Source organism: Pseudoalteromonas sp. CuT4-3 (assembly GCF_035666335.1).
Taxonomy (GTDB): Bacteria; Pseudomonadota; Gammaproteobacteria; order Enterobacterales; family Alteromonadaceae; genus Pseudoalteromonas; species Pseudoalteromonas atlantica.
In genome coordinates, this window is the sequence record NZ_CP142030.1 from 1,425,219 (window position 1) to 1,447,172 (window position 21,954).

18 protein-coding genes are annotated in these 21,954 nt (G+C 40.6%); 5 read left to right on the forward strand and 13 right to left on the reverse strand.

Annotated features, from left to right (window positions below; translation table 11 throughout):
* Positions 1-21: 21 nt before the first annotated feature.
* The 3 genes from VOI46_RS06495 to VOI46_RS06505 form a co-directional block, all read right to left on the reverse strand.
* Entirely contained in the window at positions 22-630 is a 609-nt protein-coding gene (locus VOI46_RS06495) for a PilZ domain-containing protein (RefSeq protein ID WP_004588910.1), read from the reverse strand.
* Between the two features lie 381 nt (positions 631-1,011).
* Entirely contained in the window at positions 1,012-1,779 is a 768-nt protein-coding gene (locus VOI46_RS06500; RefSeq protein ID WP_004588911.1) for a haloacid dehalogenase type II, read from the reverse strand.
* A complete protein-coding gene (locus tag VOI46_RS06505) occupies positions 1,779-2,429 on the reverse strand; it encodes a peroxiredoxin-like family protein (RefSeq protein WP_004588912.1) in 651 nt (216 codons plus the stop codon). Before VOI46_RS06505 ends, VOI46_RS06500 begins: the two co-directional genes overlap by 1 nt.
* A gap of 120 nt (positions 2,430-2,549) precedes the next feature.
* Between VOI46_RS06505 and VOI46_RS06510 the strand changes: the two genes are divergently transcribed.
* Entirely contained in the window at positions 2,550-3,437 is an 888-nt protein-coding gene (locus VOI46_RS06510; protein ID WP_004588913.1) for a LysR family transcriptional regulator, read from the forward strand.
* Here the strand turns inward: VOI46_RS06510 and VOI46_RS06515 are convergent.
* Positions 3,417-3,932: a DUF2937 family protein gene (locus VOI46_RS06515; RefSeq protein ID WP_004588914.1), complete on the reverse strand. Its 516-nt coding sequence runs from the start codon at positions 3,930-3,932 to the stop codon at positions 3,417-3,419. The genes VOI46_RS06510 and VOI46_RS06515 overlap by 21 nt on opposite strands.
* A 119-nt stretch (positions 3,933-4,051) precedes the next feature.
* On the opposite strand from VOI46_RS06515, the gene VOI46_RS06520 reads away from it, so the two are divergent.
* From VOI46_RS06520 to VOI46_RS06530, 3 genes are read left to right on the forward strand one after another with little or no spacing between them, the layout of a single operon-like run.
* The gene (locus tag VOI46_RS06520) at positions 4,052-4,627 is read left to right on the forward strand and encodes an RNA polymerase sigma factor (protein WP_004588915.1); all 576 of its coding nucleotides are present in this window, start codon (positions 4,052-4,054) and stop codon (positions 4,625-4,627) included.
* Positions 4,624-5,703, forward strand: a complete 1,080-nt coding sequence (locus tag VOI46_RS06525; protein WP_004588916.1) for a FecR domain-containing protein — start codon at positions 4,624-4,626, stop codon at positions 5,701-5,703. The genes VOI46_RS06520 and VOI46_RS06525 overlap by 4 nt, the downstream gene beginning before the upstream one ends.
* An 8-nt stretch (positions 5,704-5,711) precedes the next feature.
* Positions 5,712-8,747 carry a TonB-dependent receptor gene (locus VOI46_RS06530; protein WP_004588917.1) on the forward strand — a complete coding sequence of 1,012 codons (3,036 nt, stop codon included), beginning with the start codon at positions 5,712-5,714 and terminating at the stop codon, positions 8,745-8,747.
* A 300-nt stretch (positions 8,748-9,047) separates the two neighbouring features.
* Here the strand turns inward: VOI46_RS06530 and VOI46_RS06535 are convergent, their stop codons facing one another.
* The 6 genes from VOI46_RS06535 to VOI46_RS06560 all read right to left on the reverse strand — a co-directional run bounded on the left by VOI46_RS06535 (position 9,048) and on the right by VOI46_RS06560 (position 14,816).
* Positions 9,048-9,491, reverse strand: a complete 444-nt coding sequence (locus tag VOI46_RS06535) for a PA2169 family four-helix-bundle protein (RefSeq protein ID WP_004588918.1) — start codon at positions 9,489-9,491, stop codon at positions 9,048-9,050.
* A 173-nt stretch (positions 9,492-9,664) separates the two neighbouring features.
* The gene (locus VOI46_RS06540) at positions 9,665-10,603 is read right to left on the reverse strand and encodes a LysR family transcriptional regulator (protein WP_004588919.1); all 939 of its coding nucleotides are present in this window, start codon (positions 10,601-10,603) and stop codon (positions 9,665-9,667) included.
* A gap of 17 nt (positions 10,604-10,620) precedes the next feature.
* Positions 10,621-12,339 (reverse strand): bifunctional isocitrate dehydrogenase kinase/phosphatase, encoded by a 1,719-nt coding sequence (aceK, locus tag VOI46_RS06545; RefSeq protein ID WP_004588920.1) that lies wholly within the window; start codon positions 12,337-12,339, stop codon positions 10,621-10,623.
* Positions 12,340-12,539: 200 nt separating this feature from the next.
* Positions 12,540-13,019 carry a hypothetical protein gene (locus VOI46_RS06550; RefSeq protein ID WP_004588921.1) on the reverse strand — a complete coding sequence of 160 codons (480 nt, stop codon included), beginning with the start codon at positions 13,017-13,019 and terminating at the stop codon, positions 12,540-12,542.
* Between the two features lie 82 nt (positions 13,020-13,101).
* Entirely contained in the window at positions 13,102-14,598 is a 1,497-nt protein-coding gene (locus tag VOI46_RS06555; protein ID WP_004588922.1) for a DUF3413 domain-containing protein, read from the reverse strand.
* Positions 14,599-14,603: 5 nt separating this feature from the next.
* A complete protein-coding gene (locus tag VOI46_RS06560) occupies positions 14,604-14,816 on the reverse strand; it encodes a DUF1414 domain-containing protein (protein WP_004588923.1) in 213 nt (70 codons plus the stop codon).
* 62 nt (positions 14,817-14,878) lie between these two features.
* On the opposite strand from VOI46_RS06560, the gene yejK reads away from it, so the two are divergent.
* Complete coding sequence (gene yejK / locus VOI46_RS06565; RefSeq protein ID WP_004588924.1) at positions 14,879-15,895, forward strand: nucleoid-associated protein YejK; 1,017 nt, start codon at positions 14,879-14,881, stop codon at positions 15,893-15,895.
* A 245-nt stretch (positions 15,896-16,140) separates the two neighbouring features.
* Here yejK and VOI46_RS06570 read toward each other — a convergent pair whose 3' ends face one another.
* From VOI46_RS06570 to rne, 3 genes are all read right to left on the reverse strand, one after another.
* A complete protein-coding gene (locus VOI46_RS06570; RefSeq protein ID WP_324738188.1) occupies positions 16,141-16,458 on the reverse strand; it encodes a transposase in 318 nt (105 codons plus the stop codon).
* Positions 16,401-17,123: a transposase gene (locus tag VOI46_RS06575; protein ID WP_324738189.1), complete on the reverse strand. Its 723-nt coding sequence runs from the start codon at positions 17,121-17,123 to the stop codon at positions 16,401-16,403. The genes VOI46_RS06570 and VOI46_RS06575 overlap by 58 nt, the downstream gene beginning before the upstream one ends.
* A 1,084-nt stretch (positions 17,124-18,207) precedes the next feature.
* Positions 18,208-21,486, reverse strand: coding sequence for a ribonuclease E (gene rne, locus VOI46_RS06580; protein WP_324738190.1), 3,279 nt, complete (start codon positions 21,484-21,486; stop codon positions 18,208-18,210).
* Between the last annotated feature and the right edge of the window lie 468 nt (positions 21,487-21,954).

Consider the following 21,954-nt stretch of genomic DNA (forward strand, 5'->3'; position numbering starts at 1 on the left):
CATTTTACATGCATATGTCAGCTATTTATCGCTGCTTGAATCATCGTCAATTTGCTCGAGTTCTTGGCGTTTTTTTAGCTGGCGTGTTTGTGCATGTAAGCTGGCTCTGACAACTAATTCTTGGTCTGTGGTTCTTATTGCAGTAAACAGTAATGTGTATTGGTAGTGTTCGCTGTCTTGTTTTTCAACGGCCACAACTTCTGTATAACAGTAAACGGCTGAGGCTTCGTGGTGCAAAAATAGCTTTGTTCTAAATGCTTGGCCTATTGCGTATACATCAGGCGAAGTAAAGCGAATACCGCCTCCGCCGTAGCTATCGCAATGTATGGCGTTATCTTGAGCTTGCTCTGATGCTAAAATGTGGCTCATTATTAAATCAATTTTACGCGATTGTGCTTGTAAAAAAGCCGCCAGCTCTTGTGCTAAATCGCCTAGGTTTCTAAGGGGTCTTAAAGAGGCCTGTTCAAGCTCACTGACTTCGTTAGCTAGCTTAAATAGAGGAGGTATGTCGTCTTCAAGCGCGAGTTGAGATTGCGGCACTAACTGATTTTCTACAGCAAATAAGTTTACTCGAATGCTTTCATTTATTTGAAAGTATTCTTCAAATTCGCTTAATCTTTGACTGTTCATAATTATCTCCACTGCGTATTCATTAAATAGTAGCGTTGTGGGGAGTAAATTGCTAGCAGATAAAAATGCTAAATGGTTTGTTTATAAGCCAGTTTTTAAGAATGTTAATTAGGGTGTGTTGAACTTTGCGGATTGAAATTTGTTCAATCTAGGGGCGGTTAAATTGCGGCGAGAGGTTTGTAACCTCGTGGGCTCGATAACTGCTCCTGCGTTTCGCCTATTTATGTGGAATAACTACACTTCATAGGCTCTGCCTTGCCTAAAAACCAAACACACTGCTGCAAATTTAACTATCAAAGATCAATACGCCCTAATAAAAAAGCGGCCATTGTCATCCTAACATCGGCCGCTTGGGTATTGATTAATTAGCGCTGGGAGTGCTTATTTAAGTAGAGCGGCTAATTCATGTAAATCTTTCACAACGTGGTCTGGTTTTTTTGCCAGTGGGTAAAGTGTTTTACCTGGGCGGGCGATAAAGGTTGTTTGTAACCCGGCTTCTTTAGCTCCTGCTACATCCCAACCGTGCGCCGCTACCATCATTGCTTCATTTGCTTTTACATTTAATTTTGTTAGCACCCACTCATAGGCACGTAAGTCTGGTTTATAAACTTTAATATCTTCAATGCTGTAACACGCATCAAAGAACGACATTAATCCAGCGCTCTCAAACTGGGCTTTAACACCTTTGTTTGAAGAATTTGTCAGACTTACTAACTTATAGCCCTGTGCTTTGAGTTTTACCAGTCCTTCTTTCACATCTTTGTGAGGAGGTAGGGTTAAAAGCGGGGTGACAATGGCTGTTTTTGCTTGTTCATTAGTAATGGCTATGTTGTTATTTTTGGCAACCATGCGCAGCGACGCAACGCCAATTTGTCCAAAATCGTGGTAATTGCCACTTACAGTATCAACGAGTGAATGATGCAACATGGTCGAAAACCAAAGTGGTAATAAATCCTCACGCCCGCCAAGCGCTTTACCAATAGAGGTGCGCATGGAGGTTAAATCTAACAAGGTTTCGTTTACATCAAAAATAAGTACTTTAGGTTTCGCTTGTGCCTGTGGCTCCTCAGCCATAGCGTAGCCAGAGGCAAGGCTAGTAACAACAAGAAGTGATAGGGTAAGGGTTTTTAACGATTTTAAAATAGACATTAGTGTTGCTCCGATTCAAGGGCGGCCAATACATCAGTAGGCTCTGCGCGTAGGGTATAGTCTTCGTTTAAAAAGGCATACGTAATTATGCCTTTTTGGTTAATTACATAGGTTGCTGGTAAAGGTAATTTATAACTTTTATTGCCGTAGTACTTTTCAAAATCAATTCCAAACTGGCTATAAAGCGCCACAATACGCTCATCTAAAGTAAACAGTAAACCAAATTGCTCGGCTACCTTGTTATTAATATCTGAAAGCACATCGAATTCAAGGGCATTTTTTTGTGCGCTAGATAACGTTTCGTCGGGTAATTGTGGTGATATCGCAACTAACTGCGCATTGTGCGTTTTAAATTCGGGTAAGTGAGCGTTAAGTGCTTTTAGCTCTAAATTACAATATGGACACCAGTTACCACGGTAAAAGCTAATTATTACCGGGCCATTATTTAATAAATCAGCGAGCTCAACTTGCTCAGCGCTATGATTGTTTAAGCTGAAATTGCTTACTTTAGCGCCTACCTGTAGCGCATTATCTTTTATATGCTGAGCAATGAGCTCTTCATTTGTCTGCGCCATAAGGGCTAATACATCGCTAGGTAGCTTCGCTTCTTTTTGCACGTTATAGGCATCAATCTGTGATTTTAAACTCATTATTAAATCTCGAATATAACTGTACGGCGATTATGGGTGTTTTAGTTATTTAAATATATATTGCAAAACTGAAAGCTTCATTCGAAAATATTAAATACTAAAAACTGCCTAGCCAAATGTATGTATAATTTAAGTGACCTAGAAACATTTATTGCCGTAGTAGAAAATAAAGGGGTGCTTGCAGCTGCGCGTGAGCAACGTTTGTCGCCGGCAACAGTAAGCCACAGGCTAAGCAAGCTCGAGCGTGAGCTGTCAACCGTGTTAGTGTTTAGAGACAGCAGACGAGTAAGGTTATCGCCCGCCGGTGAGCTATTTTATCATCGTGTAGGGGCTATTATAGAAGCTCTGCACGATGCAGAGCACAGCATTGGCGCACGAAGCTCTTCGGTGAGCGGGTTATTACGCGTGACTATGCCACCGTGGGTTTTTTCAAAGTATGTTATGCCTAAGTTGACCGAGTTTGAAACCCAATACCCGCAACTAAAGCTCGACTTTTTAATTACTGATCATTTTGTCAATGTGGTCGATGATGCACAAGATGTGGCAATTAGAGTAGGGCAATTAACCGATTCTGGCCTGCTTTCTCGTAAAATTGTCAACAACTCCCGTATCTTATGTGCAGCGCCAAGTTATATAAAAAAGCATGGTATGCCTTGTACACTAAGCGAACTGAGCACGCACTATTGGGTGTGTCTGCCCTGGCAAAGGCAGTTAAAACTGTATGATGAAAATAATAAAATACACACCTTTAATGCCAAAACGCGCTTTACTATTTCTAATTCCGATAACATGACACAAGCAGCCCTTGCCGGACATGGCATAGCCATTAAATCTAAAATTGCGATTAACGATGAGCTAAGTGCCGGAAACTTAGTAGAGGTGATGCCCAATGCAATGGCCCAAAGCGACGCGCCGGTGTGGTTTTTACGGCCTCAAAATAGCTTAACAACCCGTAAAACCGAGGTGTTTTATGAGTTTATGAAGTCTTTATTTGCCAGCTATGAATAAGCGGTAATACCCGCGCTTAATAATGAATAAGGTTACAAAGCCAATAAACTCAGCAAAAATAGCAATAATAATGGCGCTAACAAGCGCTGCTATTATGGAGTCTTTTTTTAACACTATTTGCCCTTCAAAGCGTTGCCATACTTGCTTTTTAATGGTGAGAAAGTCGCTGGTTAAAGTAAATAAATAGGGCGATTGGTTAAAGTTATTAACTGCCGCTTGTAAAGAGTGCTGGCGATTATTGAGGCTTTTAATATGGGTAGCCCCTTTACCAACAATATCATCACCAATATTTTCATAGTGGGCAATTAACTTGTTTAAATCGTTGTTAAAGTAGTTTTGAGCATCTTTTTTAAACGGGGCTAATGCGTTATTCGCTTCAATTAAATGTGCATCTAAAGCGTGCCCAAAGTCGCTTACAAAGGCCGGTATTTGTACCCCTAATAGTAAACCTGCTGCAAAAAAGCTGAGCCTTATGTAATCTAATAATTTACTCATTTGATCTCCTGTTTACTCAAAACCCACCTAAACAACGCTAAATTAACATTTGCGCTTGTTTTTATGCCAAAAACTCGTAATCTATCGGTAATAAAAATAACAATAGGCCTATGTTAAGGATGACTACCAAAGTAAATATGACATCAACGTTTGTTGATATCACTAAGCAGTTAAAACGCTTTGTGTCGCGTATTGTACAGCCCGATGACGTAGAAGACATTGTGCAAGAAACCTTTATTAAAAGCTACGAAGCTGATTTAAAACAAGATATTCAGTTTAGACGCAGTTACATGCTTAAAACTGCAAAGCACTTAGCGCTTAATCATATAGCCAAGTGGGATAACAAGTTTAATGACTCGTTAGAGCACGACGCAGAATTACCCCCGCTGCTTAAATCCTCACAACTTGAGGATGAATACACCTCAAAAGAGCGTTTTTTACTTTTTTGCAGAGCAACGGATCAACTAAATTCTTCTATCCGTAAATGCTTTATATTTAAAAAAGTGTACGGTATGAGCCAAAAAGAAATCGCCCAGCACATGCAATTAAGTGAAAGCACAGTAGAAAAACACATTGCCAAAGGTTTATTACAAACCATGTTATACATGAAAGAACATGAACAAAATCATAACCAATCTGCGGCGCATAATTCTGCTTGTAATTCGGCTCTATCAATTGAGAGGGCAGCAAAATGAGTAATGTTCATCAATTCACATCAAAAGATTTAATTTTAGAAAAAGCCTGCCAATGGATCAGCGCAATTGATAGGGGCTTAAGCGAAATTGAAAAAGAGCAATTTAAGCTTTGGATGATGCAAAGCACCGCCCATCAAGATGCCGTCTACGAACTTGCGCAGCTATGGGATGAATTGGCCGTATTAAACGAGTTAAGCAGTTTATTTCCACATAGAAGTGTAAAACAACCCCAGAAAAAAAGATGGGCGTTTTCTAGTGCTATTGCCGCGAGCTTATTTGCAGCATTAATGGTGTGTAGTTACTTATTAATTAACCTTGAAAATGGCTACAACGAAGAGCTGGCTAAAATAAATTACACCAAAATTTATACAACGAAGGTGGGCGAACAAGCCACGTATGTTTTACCCGACGGCACCATAGTGCAATTAAACACGAATAGCCTATTAGAGGTAGCTTATAGCAAAGGGCGTCGTCAGTTATTACTGAGCAAGGGTGAAGGGCGTTTTAATGTAGCAAAAGATGCATCGCGCCCATTTAGTGTGATGGCTGGCGATAAGAGCTTTACGGCACTTGGTACTGTATTTAATGTACAACGCAATACCTCTTCTGATTTAGAGCTGGTTGTAACCGAAGGTAAAGTGATGATCACCGACCCAAGTGTTGCGGTAAGTGCCAACGATTTTAAAGACTACCAACTGGCTGATAATAACGCTAAAAAAGTACGTAAAATCAATGCCAATATTGTTATCTCAGGTGAAAAAGCAATTATAGAGCAAAGCATTACTAAACCTATTACGCAGCTTTCTGTGGATGACGTCCAGCGTGATTTAGCGTGGCAAAATGGCATGTTAATTTTTAATGGCGAGCATTTAAGCGATGCATTAAATGAAGTGAGCCGCTACACCTCTACGCGTTTTGAGCTTTCAAGCGATGAGCTTGCCAATATAAAAGTGGCGGGTGTATTTAAAGCTGGCGATGTTGAGGGGCTACTTGAGAGTTTACAGACTAACTTTGCAATTGAGCATGAGCGTTTAGGTGAACATATGGTGAGCCTAACACAGCAAACTAAATCATAAGAAATGTTATGCATATCAAACAAATGTTAGGTGAAGTTGCATCTTTAAATGTTATTAGTAAAAAAAGGTTTAAAAAAAAGATAAAAAACTATAGAGGAATTTTGTTTGTCAGCTGTTTATATAAATTGCGCAGTAACCAAACGCATTTATTTAGTGGTTTAAGTGTACTTGCTCCGGCTATTTTTAGCTTGAGTGTGCAAGGGGCAACACAGACCACTGGGCAAATGGTGCAATTTGATATACAAGCGCAGCGAGCAGACAAAGCCTTAATAGAATTTGCGAAACAAACAGAGCAAACCGTGGTGTTTTCTTATGAGTTGGCAAAAAATTACCAAGCAAATTCGGTTTATGGTTTTTATACCCAATTAGATGCACTGCAAGCATTATTAAGTGGGACTGAGCTCGATGCGGTTGTTGATCAAAATGGTTTACTGAGTATAAAACTCAAACAAATCAATAGGAAAGATAACAACATGATGAAGCTTTCAGGGGTTAGTGCAGCTGTATTACCAGCATTGCTTGCAGCAAATTCACACGGTGTGAATGCAGCAGAGGATGTTGCACAAGAGAAAATAGAAAAAATTGCTATTGTAGGTAGCCGCGTAGCAGGGCGCTCAGTAGAAGATTTACCCGTACCCGTTGATATTTTAAGTGCTGAAGCACTTGAAAACACAGGCCAAACCGAAGTTGGCCGTATGTTGCAATCTATTGCACCTTCATTTAACTTTTCAAGCTCGTCAATCAGTGACGGCACTGACGCCTTACGACCTGCAACACTGCGTGGTTTAGGGCCTGACCAAACACTTGTGCTTATTAATGGTAAGCGCCGCCATCAGGCAAGTATTATTCATATCAATACCTCAGTAGGGCGTGGTACCGCAGGTACCGATATGAATGCCATTCCAGCCTCAGCTATTAAACGTATAGAAGTTTTACGAGACGGCGCAGCAGCGCAATACGGCTCAGATGCAATTGCCGGCGTAATTAATATTGTACTAAAAGATGGCAGCGAAGGCGGCAAAGCAGCGGTTAATTACGGGCAATACTCAGAGGGTGATGGCGAAACAGTAAACGTTGATTTTAATAAAGGGTTTGCCCTAGGTGATAGCGGCTACTTAAATGCAACACTTAATTACCGCGACCGCTCGCCTACTAACCGCGCAGGTTTGCACGGCTCGTGTCAGTTTTATGGGTGTACAGAGCTTAGCGACGGTACTTTACTGGCAGGCGATCCGCGTGAATTGACCGCCGACAGAGACACTTTTCGTATTGGCGATGCCGACTCACAACAATTTGGCTTAACCGTTAATACAGGGTATGAGTTAGGTGATGGTGAGCTTTATGGCTTTATTACTTATTCAACCCGCGATAACGAATCAGCCGCGTTTTTCCGTCATAATGCAAATGCGGGCGGTAACCCTGTTTTACAAGACAACGACGCAACTATTCCGTTAGGCTTTTTACCTAAAATCAATACCACAATTGATGATATTTCTTACAACTTTGGTTACAAAACCGACTTTGATAACGATGCAAGTTTAGATGTATCTTACACCTACGGTGAAAACAGCATTGATTACACAACAAGTGACACAATCAATGCCTCGTACGCTAACTTTTTACGTTACGAGCAAGGTTTAAGTGCCGCAGATATTCGCAGTACTATTCCACGTGAAGTCTATGCCTATGGCATGGAGTTATCACTGCAAACCATTAATATAGATTTTACACAAAACTTTGATGACTACTCATTGGCTATGGGTGCAGAAATTCGTACCGATGAATACCGTATTTTAGAGGGCAGCGAATATGCTTATCGTGATTACGACACCCTTGATGGGGTAAGTATTTACAGTGGTTTAAGTGGCGGTGTAGGCTCTGAAGATGCCTCTGGCGGCACGCAAGGTTTTGGTGGTTCTTCGCCGGCATCATCGGTTGATGAGTCACGCGATGTAATTTCGTTTTACCTTGATGCAGAAACCTACCTAATTGAAGATGTCATTTTATCAGGCGCACTGCGTTATGATAATTACAAAGGCTTTGGCGACACGGTAAACTTTAAGCTTGCGGGTAACTGGGCAATTACTGATGATGTGTCACTGCGTGGTGCATTAAGCTCAGGCTTTAGAGCGCCATCAATGCAGCAATTGTATTTTAACAATATCAGCACACAATTTGTTGTGGCTGAAGACGGCTCATTAGTTGCTGAAGAAGTAGGTACATTCAGAAACGATTCAACCCTTGCACAAAGTTTAGGTATTCCAAAACTTAAAGAAGAAAAATCGCAAAACCGCAGCTTAGGTATTGTCTACAACGTTACGGATAACATTAATGTTACTGTGGATTACTACTCAATTGATATTGACGACCGCATAGTAATTAGTAACCGTTTAGGTAAAGGGCTTTCTTCAAGCCTAGATGCTGCATTAATCAGCTCAGGCGCAGGTGCAGGACAGTTTTTCTTAAATGGTGCAGATACCGAAACTTCGGGTATTGATTTTGTAGCTACTTGGAATACCGAGGGATTAGGTGGCACGCTTGATTTTACTTTAGCAGCTAACTTTACTGAAACTGAGGTGGTATCGTTATTTACACCATCGGGCTCAGGGCTTGAAACCGTACCGGTTGAAGATGTTTTCTCTGATCAAGAAATTTCAATTATTGAAGAGTGGCAACCAGAAGATCGCATCAACTTAAGTGCGCTTTACCAGCGTGGTGATTGGACTGTAAACCTTTCACTTAACCGCTTTGGTGAATACACAGTAGAAGATGGCGGACGCCAAACCTACGGTGCAGAAATTTTAACTGACGTTAAAGTTAACTACTTTGTGACTGAAGATTTATCTGTAAATATTGGTGCAAATAACTTATTTGACGTGTACCCAGATAAAAACACTATTGGTAACTCACGCTCGGGCACAATTGTAGATTCAAATGGCAATACGATTGTAAGCAGTGATGGGGTATTTGAATACTCTCGCCGTTCAGCGCCATTTGGCTTTAATGGTGCTTATTACTATGTAGGCGCAGAATACCGTTTTTAATAAATAACACTCCCTTATGTTATTTAAGTTCAAAGGGCCGTAAGGCCCTTTTTTTGTATTTAGCCTTTTCAGTATTTATTTCTCAACCGCGATTTTATTGTGTTGCGCCTTACCTCAGCGTTAAATTATACCAATTCGCTTAATTAAACATTATTACGGATTGGTATACCCCCTGTATGGCTTTGATAATACTAAATGAGGCATTTTGGACTTGGCTATACATAGCAGGGTTTAAACTGGACATTGTAATAATAAAAAACCCAGCGGCTAGGCTGGGTTTTAAATATATGCAATTGAAAATTAATGCTTTTGCATACGGCTCATTTCGGTGTGGCAGCTTTGCATCGTTAGCAAGGTTTTCGCTAAGGCTGCTTCACAGTCGGCTGGCTGTGGTTTATCCATCGCTGCTTTAATTTCTTCAAGTGTTTTATCTTCTACCTCTTCAAGCTCTTTAACGTATGTTTTATCGTTATGAGAACTAAACGAAGTGAGTAGGGCTGTGTAAGCTCTGCGTGCTTCTACAGCAAAAGAAGAGCCGTCTTCACGCTCACCTTTTTCGTTAACTGCATAAGGTTGTAAGCGCTCAACACTTACTTTTCGTGCGTCAATCATGCGTTGAAATAATGCGCCAATGGCTGGGTCTTCAACTTTCTCTTGCGCTTTTTGATAAAAATCAATGCCACTGTTCATTACTTGGATGATGTCAGTAATATGAGTTGCTTCTGTTCCTTGATGGGTATTCATAATGACCTCTCTTTACATGAATTTAAGTTTCATAGTAACTGGAGCAAAGGCCATTCCACTTTTATTTTTATTTTTAACATGCTGAAATGGTTAGTTATTTTATTTATATTAAAGCTGTGAGGCTATTTAAAATAAAATAACCTCGCAAATTTTACATGGCTTTTGTAATAAGGTTATTTAAGCTCATCCGCCACTTCGGCTACTTTTTGGCGTAACCAAATGTGACTTGCATTGCGATGCAATAAAGGGCTCCAAATCATATCTAGCTCAAAAGGCGGTATAGGAAATGGAGGTTCTAAAATTTTAAGGCCTGCATCATCTAAGTAAATATTGGCAGCCTTTGAAGGTAAGGTCGCCACTAAATTTTGCTCTTTTGCCAAATGAATGGCTACATGGTAATTACGGGTAAACGTGGCAATATTTCGGTGTTTACCAAAATGGGCAAGTGCTTCATCTACCCAACCTAGCTTTTGTACATCTTTAGGGTCCATACCTACGCCGACCCCAAAGCCGGTTTTACTGACCCATATATGGCGGGCTTTTAAATAGCTGTCTAGGCTAAAGTTTTCGATAATTGGGTTGTCGGCTTTTACTAAGCAGCAAAAGCTGTCTTTCCATATGCGTTTATGATGAAAAGATTGCGGAAGGTTTTCAAAGCGGTTAATTGCCATATCCACTTTACCATTTTCAACATCATGAAACGTTACATCACTAGGCGTAAGTATATCTAGGGTTGTATCGGGCGCTTCTGCATGAAGTTTACTTAAAAGCTTTGGCGCTAATGTACTGGCTGCATAGTCACTGGCCATTATTCTAAATACACGTTTACTTTGGCTGGCTTCAAATTCGCGATTAGGTGCGAGAGTTTCTTCTAGGGTCATTAATATACCGCGAATAACCGGTTGCAGCTCTATAGCACGCTCTGTGGGGACCATACCTTCACTGGTACGTACCAAAATTGGATCGTTAAACAAGTTTCTTAAACGCTTAAGGCCGTTACTCATAGCGGGTTGAGTAATACTTAACTGGTTAGCGGCGCGGGTTACGTTACACTCACGTAATAGGGTGTCGAGGTAAACCAGCAAATTTAAATCTATTTTACTTATGTTCATTGTGTGTCCTTTAACGCTTACCAGTGATGAATAAAGCGTTGTGCTGTCGGGTATGGGTATATGTGACTAACATGACCCTTTTTTATATTTTGCTGAGCTTGCTTCCAAAAACTAACATCAACAAGCTCGGGGTGTGTACTGAGCAAAAACTGTTTGTACTTTGGGTTTGGCATAACAAAGGTACAAAGTTGCTCAGGAAAAACATCTTGCGGCGCAACTGAGTAACTTTGTTCATCAGTTAAGTAATCATCATAGCTTTTGGCCTTAGGTAAGGCCCTAAAGTTCATATCTGTTAGGTATTGAACCTCATCGTAGTCGTAAAAAATAATGCGCTTGTGTTTGCTGACCCCAAAGTTTTTAAGCAGCATATCGCCTGGGAAAATATTTACCGCAATCATTTCTTTAAGTGCTTGGCCGTACTCTTCTATTGCATCGGCAGCACTTTCTTCGCTGGCGTTTTCTAAAAATAAATTAAGCGGTGTCATGCGCCTTTCAATATATAAATGCTTGATAATAAGCCACGGGCCTTCAATTACCATAGATGAGCCAATGGTTTTATGTAGCTGTGCCAGTAAATTACTATCAAAGCGTGCCAAAGGAAATACGACGTTAGAGTATTCTATGGTATCAGCCATGCGGCCAACCCGATCATGGCTTTTTACCAGTTGATAGCGTTTAAGCACGGTCTCGCGGCCAAACGGTTTGCTTTCGCCAAACTTATCTTTAATTACTTTAAATACATAGCCAAAAGAGGGCAGCGTAAATACCATCATCACCATGCCTGGTGTGCCTGGCGCTATAATAAAGTTATCGTCTGAGTGAGACAAGTGATGTAAAAATTCACGGTAAAACTCAGTCTTACCTTGTTTATGAAACCCAATGGCATTATAAAGCTCAGCGAGTGTTTTATTAGGCATAAGTTGATTTAAAAATCGCACCATGGCTGAGGGCGCATGGGTTTCAACCATAAAATAAGCCCGTGCAAAGCCAAAAATCACCCGCATTTGCGACGATTTGGTTAATAGCGCATCGAGGTATAAGCCTTTATCTTCATGGTGCAGTACCGCAATAATAAAAGGCTGTACACCGCTTTGAGAGACCACTCGGCCGACTATGTAAGCAGCTTTATTACGATAAAAAGGCGCGTGCAAAATATCAAAGCGCATTTGCCAAGGCTGGTGGTGAGTGTCGGGTGCTTGTTTGTAAAATGCCTTTACGAGCAAACGTATATCCCGCTCTAAATTTACAAACGGGGCTTTAAAATCAAAATGCTCAATAATGCGCTTTATTGTGGGCTTTAAACCATCAACCACTGGAAAGTAGCTGCGGTACTCTGCCTCAACAGGAATGGCAGGGGCATCTTTTAATGTGGCTTGTACAAATATAAAGTCGTTATGAAAATAGCGTCTGTGGTACAAACGGCAAAATACTGAGTTATAAAATGTTTCGGCAAGTTCAGCTTGAGGATGAAAGCATAAAAAGCGTTGGTACAGTATTTTTACTTCAAGCCAAAGTTGCTCATCTAATTGCTCAGTTAACTGTGCTTGTTTTAATGCTTCAGTGGTTTCGTTTACTCTGTCATCGTAGTAACTAATACGCAGTTTACTAATTTCATTAATTTGCTGCCAATCGCGCTTTGCAAAGGCAAGCGGGGCTTGGGCGGTGGTTTTTTGAAACAGCTGATAATGCTTTTTAAAACCCGTTAAAATTAATTCAGCTATGTGGCGTGGCTGCATAAACACTCCTTAAAAAAGTGTATATAACGATTTTAGTACAGCATTTATAAATGTTAGTGGTGCTGTAGTGTTATACACGTTAGAGCTTTAACTCTATAGTTGTTAAGGTTATGTTATTTTAAGTTTAAAACCAAGATAAATATTCTCAGTTTTTATACTTTTAGCTTAAAGCATAATTGAGTGTGATGGCAAAAGCTAAGTTATTGGTAGGAAGCTATTTTTTTCTCTAACTTTTTAATGCGCTTTTCAATTTCGGTGGTTTGCTTTTTATGATCTTTATTTATTATTTTTAATTGCTTGGTAATATCTTTGCTAATTAACTTTTTGTCCTCGTCATCTAAAATACGGTTGAGGCGCTGTTGTTGGTTGTATTCTGCGCGGTCTTTTTTACGTTTTATAATCGCTAATTTATTAGTATTACTTCTCAGCTCAGCTTGCAGGTCAAGCACAATCCGTTCGCGCTCTAATGCGTTTAGCTCTTTTGTGTAATCTTGCGCCGGTGCAGTATTAATTCCCGATACAGTATTAATTGTGTAGGCGGTAGCGTTATCGTTACAAGGGAATTGCGAAAAGATAGTGCCGTTTTTTGTCACGCATTTATAGTAAGTTGTGGCATTTTGCGCTTGAAGAGAAAGTGGGCATACCATTACTGCGCATAAAAAAAGTGTGTGTTTTTGCATTAAGTTCATCCCTGAGCGTTTACTATGATTTAGTAAATATAACCTAGCTTGGTGTTATAGCAAGCTAGGTTAAGGGATAGGGCTATTGTGTGTAGGTTTTTAGCTTTTTAATACTTTGTACTAAAAACGGGATATCGAGGCTTTGCTCAATAGAAAAACCTTCAGCGGCAGATATATTTTTATAGTTACCGTCTGAATCTATTAGCGTAATTCTATCTTTTTTGTAAGCAATAACTACGCCTTGCGAGTAATTAACGCCAGTGTCCGTTTTTTTCTTATACAGGTTTTCACCTAGCATGGTTTGTTTAACCACAGACTTACAGTTTAAGTACTGGCCTACACTGGTTGCAATAATATCACTGGGTTGAATAAGTCCATCTACCTTGGCTATTCGCTTATCTGAGCTGTATAACACCGATGATGTAACTACTTCCGAGCTATTATTAGCTAAGCTAAACGCAAAAATATGGGTGTCGTCACTGCGAGGAGACGGATTATCTTCACCTTTAATGATTTTAATTGCGCTGTTTGAATGCGCTTGATCGTTTATAAAGTTTAGCTTTTCAATTCCAGCAAGCTCTATGCTTCTGCGCTGACTTTGCCACGCAGGTAAGGTTTGCTCTGATAAAATAGCCATTTTATAAAAAGAAGGTAAGCCATACACTAAACTAAACAAGCTATCGCCATGGTGTGTTGGCTGTAAAAACTGATCAGTTTTATGTAGGTTTTTATGCTTGGCAACAAAGCGTTTTAACTGCTCGTTGGTATCAAATACAAAAATATCGACTTGCTGCGCAGTGTAATCTTCACATTTTTGCATTGGCGCAGGTATTTGGTAATTAATATTTTGGTTATTAATTCTTACATTGTGAGCTTGTTTATAGCTTTCAATGTCGAGCAAATCATTTTTTGCTAATAAGCTTTTAGCGGTCGTAGGGTACGACAGCGGTAAAACGTTATCTTGCTTCGTTATATCAAACTTTAGATTTGCATCTGCCCAAATGTGAATACTGTGGCTAAGTGCAAAACACAACACTAAAAACGAGCTGGCAAAACGGGCAAACTTAAGTTGTTTTAAACGCGCTAAGTGCTGCCATGTATAGTTACTTACAACTAATTGGAAGCCTAAAATGAGTAAAACAATCCCCCCGGCTAACAACGTAGTAAGGGCAGGCGAGCTAGTTAGACGATGCCACAGTAAGGAAATGATTTCCGGTAGCGCAGAAGAGCTTAAATGGTAGCCCAAATTAACGTATACATACGCATCGAGCGTTAAAATAGACGCCCCAAGCGTAGCAATAACGGCAGCCATACCTCGAATATGTCGAGGGTAGGGAAACACTAAGCTTAAAGGAAATACCGTCAGCACAAATGCTAAAAAAGCGATAAAGCTCGTATGGCTCAACCACGTCACTAACATGTAGGTAATACCCATAAAGCTAGTTGGCGGTGAATCTGCAAATAAAAAGCTTAGGCTAATAAAAAGCGCTAAACCAATATTTGCAAAAGTGAACCAGTGGCCCCAACTTAATAACTGACTCGCTTTTGACGAAAACTGATTGTGCTGCGATAAATTCATATAATTTATTTAACCGACTGAGCAAGTGCTTTTGCAAAGTTCTCAGTTACGGCTTGTCTTTTCCCTGCAGGTACATGCTCTTTTAGGATATGCGTGATAGAATTTCCTAAACACATAAGGCTTAAATCAACCGGCGCATTGTGTTGCGTTAGCACATCAATAAGCTGATCGACGATTTGTTCTACTTCTTCATTAGAGTATTTTGATAAGATTGGCATCAGTTGGTTCAATAAAAGAGTTATATTCTCGTATTTTAACACCAGAGGCGTGAAAAACAAAGATGACAACAGACGTTAAAAAATTAGTCGTTCATTATGTAGACAAAAAAGACGACGATACGCAAATTCACCTACGAAACGATGAAATGGTGATAAACGATAAAGTCGCTGTTTTTATCGAACAACTTCATCATGCATACAACTCAAAGCCAGGTAAAGGTTACTGTGCATTTAGTGGCGATAAAAACAGTGTTGTAGCCTCGGCAATGCAAAGCTATCGTAATGACGAGTTAGGCTTTTGGCACATGACCGAACAGGCATCCACTGTTTTAAAAGAAGAGTTAGATAAATATGCCTTTAGCGAAACAGGCTACTTAGTATTTTGTCATTATCAGTATGTGGCTACTGATTACATGTTGATAGCTATGATCAATATTAAAGAGCACTACAGCATGACCTCTGAGCTTGATTTAGCAGCGTCTCGCCACTTAGATATATCGCGCATGCAACTAGCTGCACGTATCGATTTAACCGCGTGGGATACTCAAGCTGAGGACAATCGCTATATCTCTTTTATTAAAGGGCGAGCAGGGCGAAAAGTAGCAGACTTTTTCTTAGACTTTTTAGGTTGTGAAGAGGGCATAGACCCTAAACAACAAAGCCAAGTGATGCTTAATGCCGTTGAAGACTATTTATCGGAGCAATCATTCGATAAATCAGAAAAAGACGAATTACGTAAGCAAGTATTTGACTACTGTAACGATTGCGTAACCACGGGTGAAGATGCAAGCGTTACTGAGCTTTCGGCTACCCTAACGAAAGGTGACGATAGTCCGTTTGATAACTTTTGCAAAGAGCAAAGCTACGATTTAGAAGACTCTTTCCCGGTCGATAAAAAAACGGTGACCAGTATGGTTAAGTTTTCGGGTTTAGGGGGCGGTGTTAGTGTTAGTTTTGAGCGTAAACATTTAGGTGAGCGCGTAACTTACAATGAAGCGACCGATACACTGGTTATTAAAGGCATTCCACCAAACTTAAAAGATCAGTTACAGCGCTTTATGGAAAATGAAAGCGAATAAACTCATTTGATCTAGTTAAAAGCCGATTTAAGAGCGCGATATTTTTATCGCGCTTTTTTTATTACCTTTAATTTAGTTTTATTAATGCTCTAAAGCGCAGCGCCTCTAAATCTCTTCGAGGATAAATCCTTTATTACAGGCTTTGCCCGTCACACCAACAAGTTTTGCGTCCACAAGTAAAAATAGCCACGGTGCTAAACTTAGGTTGTAGATACCATCTCTCATTTTAAGCTTCAAGGTCGTACTTAACTTACTTGGAGCTTAAACGCTTCTTGGTTTTTTATTACACCAAAACATATATGGATGAGCTTTCTCATATTCGCACACACAGTTTGCATCGGTGTTTTACCGTTATTTATTAATGTTAACTTGTGTCGTTTTATTGTTTTATTCCACTGCCCAGCGACAATAGCTGCCATATAGAGTTTGCAGCGAATTCTGGCTGGCCCAAGTTTACTAATTGATGTTCGCCCTTTTAATTTACCCGATTCATTATGCCGTGGAATTAACCCACAATAAGCTGCTGCTTCTTTGGCTTTATTAAACTTTTTAGCCGCAAACAAATATTCAGCTCTCTCGATAATACATGCCCAATGCCAGGTATAGACTCTAGTAGTTTCCTGTTTCTTTTTAAACCAGGCTCATTATCTATGTGATCATCAATGTCAGATTTAAGCTGTTTAATTTCGTCATCTAAAAATGCGATAGTCACTTTTATCGATTGGCGAACACGTGCTGAAACGTTGCTGAATTCACTTGCTTCTAATCGGTTAGCTTCTCGTTGCCGGTTACTCTCAAGCGCATCTAAACGACGGATAAGGGCTTTAAGCTCTCTAACTTCTAACGCTTCAGGTTGCCAATAATCAACGACTGCGTGCTTTGCACAGCCGTAGTGGGCAAGCATCGTTGCATCAGATTTGTCTGTTTTATGAATTATGTTTAACGCGTCAGCATACTTTTTCGCTTTGCCTGTATTCGCTAAAATAATATTAAAGCCTTGCTCATGTAAAAAATACATCAGTGCTTCATGATAAACACCCGTTGGTTCGAGGGTGATAACGAGCTCACTAGCAACGCTTTTAGTTGTATTTAAAAGCCACTTTTCTATTTTCTCAAAGTCTTGATGCTTGTTTTTAAAGACTTTTGTTTTAATCTTGTTTGTAAGCTGGTCTCTCAACCACGATAAATCAATTTTCTCTTTACTAATATCAATGCCGTTAAACATCATCTCTACTTACTCCCCTTGTACATACAGCATCTACTTAAATAAAAGTGTGCTTGGATACCATTCAGTTTGTGAGAATAGAAAGTCAGGGCTTTATCTACGGAGCAGTATTAAATACTAGGCGCAAAGGCAAGCTCACTGACTTCGATGTGATAAATGATAGCTAATCATTTATCAACGAGAGATACAAGGCGCAAAGCTTGCTTGCGCGAGAAGCAGCGCAGCTGTTTATTTTGCTAATAAAGATCTATTGCACAAGGAGAAGTGAAAGAGAAGAAAATGAGAAAGCAACACCAATTCAAACAATTATTTTTTCAATTCTTCTCTAAAAGCGCAGCCTCTCATCCTCTTTGTGAATATGCGTTTATTACGGGCTTTGCCCGGCACGCCAACAAGTTTTGCGTCTACAAGTTAATATTATTCACGGTGTTAAATTTCGGCTGGAGCTATAAAGCTTCCTTAGGCGAAAAGCAACGCTGCTATTTATTTTTGCAAATAAAAATCTATTGCACAAAGAGAAGTGAATGAGAAGAAAATGAGAACACAACACCAATTCAAACAATTATTTTTTCATTTTTTTAAAAGCGCAGCGTCTCTTATCCTCTTTGTGAATATACGTTTATTACGGGCTTTGCCCGTCACGCCAACAAGTTGTGCGTCTACAAGTTAATATTATTCACGGTGTTAAAGTTCGGCTGGAGCTATAAAGCTTGCTTAGGCGAAAAGCAACGCTGCTATTTTTTTTACAAATAAAGATCTATTGCACAAAGAGAAGTGAATGAGAAAACAACACCAATTTAAACAATTATTTTTTCATTTCTTCTCTAAAAGCGGAGCGTCTCTTATCCTCTTTGTGAATATGAGTTTATTACGGGCTTTGTTTGCCACGTAACAAGTTGTGCGTCTACAAGTAAATATTATTCACGGTGTTAAAGTTCTGCTGGCTATTAAAAACACTTAAAGATCTATTGCACAAAGAGAAGCGAAAGAAGAGCAAATGAGAAAATACCTTTCAGGAGAAGACAGGTTTTAAAACAAAAAAGCCGCGCTATTTTTACATAGCGCGGCTTTTTAATGAGGCTAAGGGTTACTCAGCGCTCATTGTTTTAGTCATGTCTGAACTAGCACGACCTGCAGGTTTAATTGACCCTGCGCGTAAGCCACTATCAGGAACTAACTCACGTTTATCGTGTGCCATGGCAACTGATGTATGCTTTACGTCGCTATCAGCAACTGGTGTCGGTTGAGCCATAGGTGCGCTTGCAGCCCCTTTGCTAATAACCGTTTTTGCATTGGCATCTTTTTGCTCAGCTACTTCAGTCTCTGCTTTAACAGGCTCAGGTTTCGCTGGTTGCTCAACTACTTCAGGCTCAGCTTTAACAGGCTCAGGTTTCGCTGGTTGCTCAGCTACTTCAGGCTCAGCTTTAACAGGCTCTGGTGTTGCTGGTTGTTCAGCTACTTCAGGCTCAGCTTTAACAGGCTCTGGTGTTGCTGGTTGTTCAGCTACTTCAGGCTCTGCTTTAACAGGCTCTGGTGTTGCTGGTTGTTCAGCTACTTCAGGCTCTGCTTTAACAGGCTCTGGTGTTGCTGGTTGCTCAGCTACTTCAGGTTCTGATTTCACAGGCTCAGATGCTGTTATTGGTTGCTCAGTAACAACAACTGGCTCTTCAGCTGTTTCTGGGTCAACAGTTTGTACTGCATCGTCATTGGCTGTTGGTTGCTCTGCTTTAGGAGCAGCTTCAACTTTAGCTAAGTCTTCTACAGCTAACGCTTGCTCAACATTTTCTGATGCATCGTTTGAGGTTGGCTGTTCAGCTTTTGCTTTTAGCTCTGCCTCATACTCAGCGGCAGCTTGATCTGCTACTGGTACAAATGCCGGAGCTTCATCTGCTTTTTCTTCTGTAGCTTCACCTTGTTCAGGACGACGGCGACGCTGGCCCGAAGCGCGAAGGTGACGAGGAGAACGGCGTGAACGCGTACGTGTTTGCCCTTGCTCATCTTCAGAGTTTGCTTCGTCAGTTGACGCTGCAGCTATTGGCTTTTCTTCTTGCTCAGGTTGTGCCTTAGGCGCTTGCTCTTTCACAGGTGCAGGTTTTGTTTGCTCTGACTTTTGCTCATTTGCAGTTTGCTTTGCTGCTGGCGCTTGCTCTTTAGGCTGCTCTACTTTAGCTGTTTCAGTGCTTTGCTGCGGTTGCTCAGTCGTATCAGATGCTTTTACTTGCTCAGTATTTTCATCTTGGATACGTACTTTTTTGCGAACATTACGACGTTGACGGCGAACTTTTGGCTTCTGCTCTTTAGGCTCAGTGCTTTGCTTAGCCTCAGTTTCATTCGCTTTTGCGTCTGTTTTAACTTGCTCTTTGTCGGCGGTACGATTGTCGTTATTACGGTTATCGTTACGCTTACGCGAGTTAGGATTACGACGGCGCTTATTGCGGTTCTCGTTTTTCTCTTGGCTTTCGTTCGCGGTAGATTCAGTTTTCACTTCTTCTTCAGCAGGACGTTCACCACGAGGTTTAGAGCGAGAGTTATTACGACGACGCTGGTTGTTATTGCGGCGACGGTTGTCACTGTTACCACGGCGATTGTTATTACGTGTTTGCTGTTGCTTTTCTTGCTCAGCTTTTTCTTTTGCTTGCTTTTCTGCTTCGCTTTCACCAGCAAATAACGACTTAAACCAATTACCAATAGCAGCCAATAGGCCACCTTCAACCTTAGGTACAGCAACAGGCGCTGCTGGTTTGTCTACTTTAGCTTGTGGCGCTGGCGTTGAAGGCATAACAACACCTTTAAGCATTGGCTCTTCACGAACAGGCGCAGCTGCTGGTTTAGCCATTTCGAACGATTCTGGCTCAGGTGCAACAACTTGCTCGTAACTTACTGTTTCTAGTGTTTCGTCTTTACGTAAACGCATCACTTCGTAGTGTGGTGTTTCCATGTGTTGATTAGGAATAATAACCACATCACATTTATGATGTTTTTCAATACGATGAACGCTTCTGCGCTGCTCGTTTAATAAATAAGCGGCAACCGCTACAGGCACTTGTGCATTTACTTGTGCTGTGTTGTCTTTAATTGCTTCTTCTTCAATTAAACGCAAAATAGACAAGGCGATAGACTCGTTAGAACGAATAGTACCTTGGCCGCTACAACGCGGACATGGGCCTTGGCTTGCTTCACCTAGTGAAGGTCGCAAACGCTGGCGCGACATTTCAAGTAAACCAAAGCGCGAAATTTTACCAATTTGTACACGCGCACGATCTGGACGAGCGGCATCTTTTAAGCGGTTTTCTACTTCACGCTGATGGCGTGGCGGTGTCATATCGATAAAGTCGATAACAATTAAGCCACCTAAGTCGCGAAGACGTAATTGACGCGCAATTTCATCAGCCGCTTCTAAGTTAGTATTTAGTGCTGTTTCTTCGATATCTCCGCCTTTTGTTGCTTTAGACGAGTTGATATCAATAGAGGTAAGCGCTTCTGTTGGGTCAATTACAATTGAACCACCTGAAGGTAAGCGTACTTCACGTTGGAATGCAGACTCAATTTGGCTTTCAATTTGGTAATGCGTAAACAATGGCGTGTCGCCTTGATAAAGCTTTACGCGGCTCATAAAGTCAGGGCGAAAACGCTCAATGTGCGCTTTAGCTTCTTCAAATACACGTGGTTTATCAATTAATATTTCACCAATATCACGACGTAAATAATCGCGAATAGCGCGGAAAATTACATTGCTTTCTTGGTGAATCAAAAACGGCGCTTTAGCACTGTCGGCTGCTTGTTGAATTGCATCCCAATGGACTAAAAGTGCTTTTAAATCGTAGTTTAATTCTTCAAACGATTTGCCAACACCTGCTGTACGAACAATTAAGCCCATACCTTTAGGAAGTTCTAATCGGCTAAGTGCTTCTTTAAGGTCTGTACGCTCATCGCCTTCAATACGACGAGAAATACCGCCTGCACGAGGGTTGTTTGGCATTAGCACTAAGTAGCTACCCGCTACGCTAATAAAGGTAGTAAGGGCTGCGCCTTTTTGGCCGCGCTCTTCTTTATCAACTTGTACAATTACTTCTTGGCCTTCTTTAATCACGTCGCGAATATTTGGGCGACCATGAAAAGTGTAACCTTGTGGGAAGTAAGTACGGGCAATTTCTTTTAAAGGAAGGAAACCATGACGATCGGCGCCGTAATCTACGAAAGCCGCTTCTAAAGAGGGTTCAATGCGTGTGATTTTGCCTTTATAAATATTGGCTTTTTTCTGTTCGTGACCTGGGCTTTCTATATCTAAATCATATAGGCGCTGGCCGTCAACCAGTGCTACGCGCATTTCTTCTTGCTGCGTTGCATTGATTAGCATACGTTTCATATTGTTACTCTACTTATTTTTTGTCGCTGACATGACGAAACGTGTTCGCCTGTTCAGTTGTTCCTTTTTTTAGAATGTACAGCCTCACGACTGGGTCTGTAACGGAACGCTCTGTAATGTGTATGCAGTATTTTTTAAATGCTGGCTAACAATAACGTACGCTTACGTTATTAAATTCTTTATGGTGCTAAAACTGTCGGCTCTTATGCTCTTTACAAGTTTTACCCAGAAGTTGGCCTGTCATATCAATCTTTTTAGTACGTTTATGTTAGGCGCGTAGGGCTCGTTAAGTAACTTAAATACGATGAGTATTTTCTAAGTACTTGCGAGCAAAGTTCGCTGCCGAATGTTAATAAACGCTTATTTGCTAGATTTTTAGTTCTAAATAAGCTGCTATACGGTACTACGTGTGAGCAAATGCTGAACAACGTTTTTACGTCGTCACTATCAAACAAATTATTTGTTCAT